Annotated in this window: 1 protein-coding gene; it reads left to right on the top strand. The window is 70.9% G+C overall.

Annotation, left to right across the window (positions count from 1 at the left end):
- Positions 1–172 precede the first annotated feature (172 nt).
- Positions 173–1,744, top strand: coding sequence for a right-handed parallel beta-helix repeat-containing protein (locus LNK82_RS41305; RefSeq protein WP_230572327.1), 1,572 nt, complete (start codon positions 173–175; stop codon positions 1,742–1,744).
- Positions 1,745–1,852: the final 108 nt, after the last annotated feature.

The following is a 1,852-nucleotide window of genomic DNA, read 5'->3' as shown; positions in this document are numbered from 1 at the left end:
CCCGACTCGCAATTCGTTCATAATTGTGAATCCGCAGATTCTCCCGCTCGAAACATTGCGTGCTCGCGAAGGTGTGCGTTAACGTGCCCGGCTGGGACCGCTCCCAGAACTGTTTGTGCAGTTCAGAAGCGTGAACTTGGAAGCCGCTTTGCGTCACACCGAGGGAGAGACAATGAGGTTGAAACCCTGTGTCGTCGCCACCGCGGTCGTCGCGGCTCTCGTATTACCGGTCGCCGCGGCGACCGCGGCGACCACGCACCACGAGGCCGAATCCGCGCCCGCGGTGTGCACGGGCGTGATCGAGGCCAACTGGCCCGGTTACTCGGGCGCCGGATTCTGCAACGCGGACAACGCCGTCGGCGCCCACGCGCAGTTCACCGTCACCGCCCCGGCCGCGGGCGCCGCGACGGTCCTGGTCCGGTTCGCCAACGGCGGCACGACCGCCCGCACCGCGGACCTCGTGGTCAACGGCTCCACCGTGCGGTCTGTCTCCTTCGAGGCGACGGGCGCGTGGTCGACGTGGGCCTCGAAGACCCTCGCCGTGACGGTGCCGTCAGGGTCCGCCACGATCCGGCTCACCCCGACCACCTCGGCCGGCCTGCCGAACGTCGACTACCTGGACTTCGCCCAGGACGGCACGCCACCGCCCGCCGACGCGCTCTACGTGGCGCCCGACGGCAACGACAGCAACCCGGGCACGTTGGCCGCGCCCCTGCGCACCATCCAGCGCGGCGTCGACCTGGCCCAGCCCGGCTACACGATCCACGTCCGCGGCGGCACCTACGCGCCGAGCACGAACATCCAACTGCTCAAGAACGGCACCGCGAGCCGGCCGATCACCTTGCGCAACCACAACGGCGAGCACGTGGTCATCGACGGCGAGAACATGCCGCACACGCCGGGCGCCGTCGGGTCCAGCATCCCGCGCGCCGAACGCGGTGCCGTGCACATCGAGGGCGACCACTGGCGGCTGATCGGCCTGGAGATCGTCCACGGCCCGTACGGCGTGTTCGGCCTCGACGTTGACAACGTCGTCTTCGACCGGCTCGTCACGCGCGACAACTACGAGTCCGGCCTGCACCTCCAGGGCGCGTCGAGCAACAACCAGATCGTCAACCTGGACGCCTACGGCAACCGCGACCCGCGCAAGAACGGCGAGAGCGCCGACGGCCTGGCCATCAAGGAGGGCTCCGGCACCGGCAACGTCGTGCGCGGCGCGCGGCTGTGGAACAACTCCGACGACGGCCTCGACTACTGGATGTTCTCCTCGCCGATCCTGCTGGAGAACAGCCTGGCCTGGGGCAACGGCTTCAACCGCTGGAACCTGCCCGACTTCACCGGTGACGGCAACGGGTTCAAGCTGGGCGGCAACGGCGTCGCCGCCGACCACACCGTCCGCAACACGATGACGTGGGACAACGCGGCCGGCGGCTTCGTGGACAACAACAACCCCGGCCGGCACCGGATCGAGCGCAGCACGGCCTGGGACAACCCGAAGACCGGGTTCCAGTTCGACCGCTCGGCGAGCACGCTGACCAAGAACCTGGCGGCGGCCAACGGCACGAACGCCTCGCTCGGCTCGAACTCCAGCGGCTCCGGCAACTCGTGGGACCTCGGCGGCTCGTGGTCGTTCACGAGCACGAACCCGGGCACGATCACGGGCCCGCGCACCGCCGACGGCTCGATCCCGTCCTCCACCTTCCTGCGCCCGAGCAACGGCGCGGACGTGGGCGCGCGCTTCTGACCCTCGACCCAACGGCGGGGGGGGGGGGCCCGCCCCCCCCCCCCCCCCCGGGGGGGCCCCCCCCCCCCGGCCCCCCGCCCCCCCCCCCGCCCCCCCCCCCCCCCCCCC

This window comes from Saccharothrix luteola, from assembly GCF_020859565.1.
In the GTDB taxonomy this organism is placed as follows: domain Bacteria; phylum Actinomycetota; class Actinomycetes; order Mycobacteriales; family Pseudonocardiaceae; genus Actinosynnema; species Actinosynnema luteola.
The sequence above is the reverse complement of the archived record's forward strand: the minus strand, read 5'-3'. Positions and strand labels throughout refer to the sequence as shown.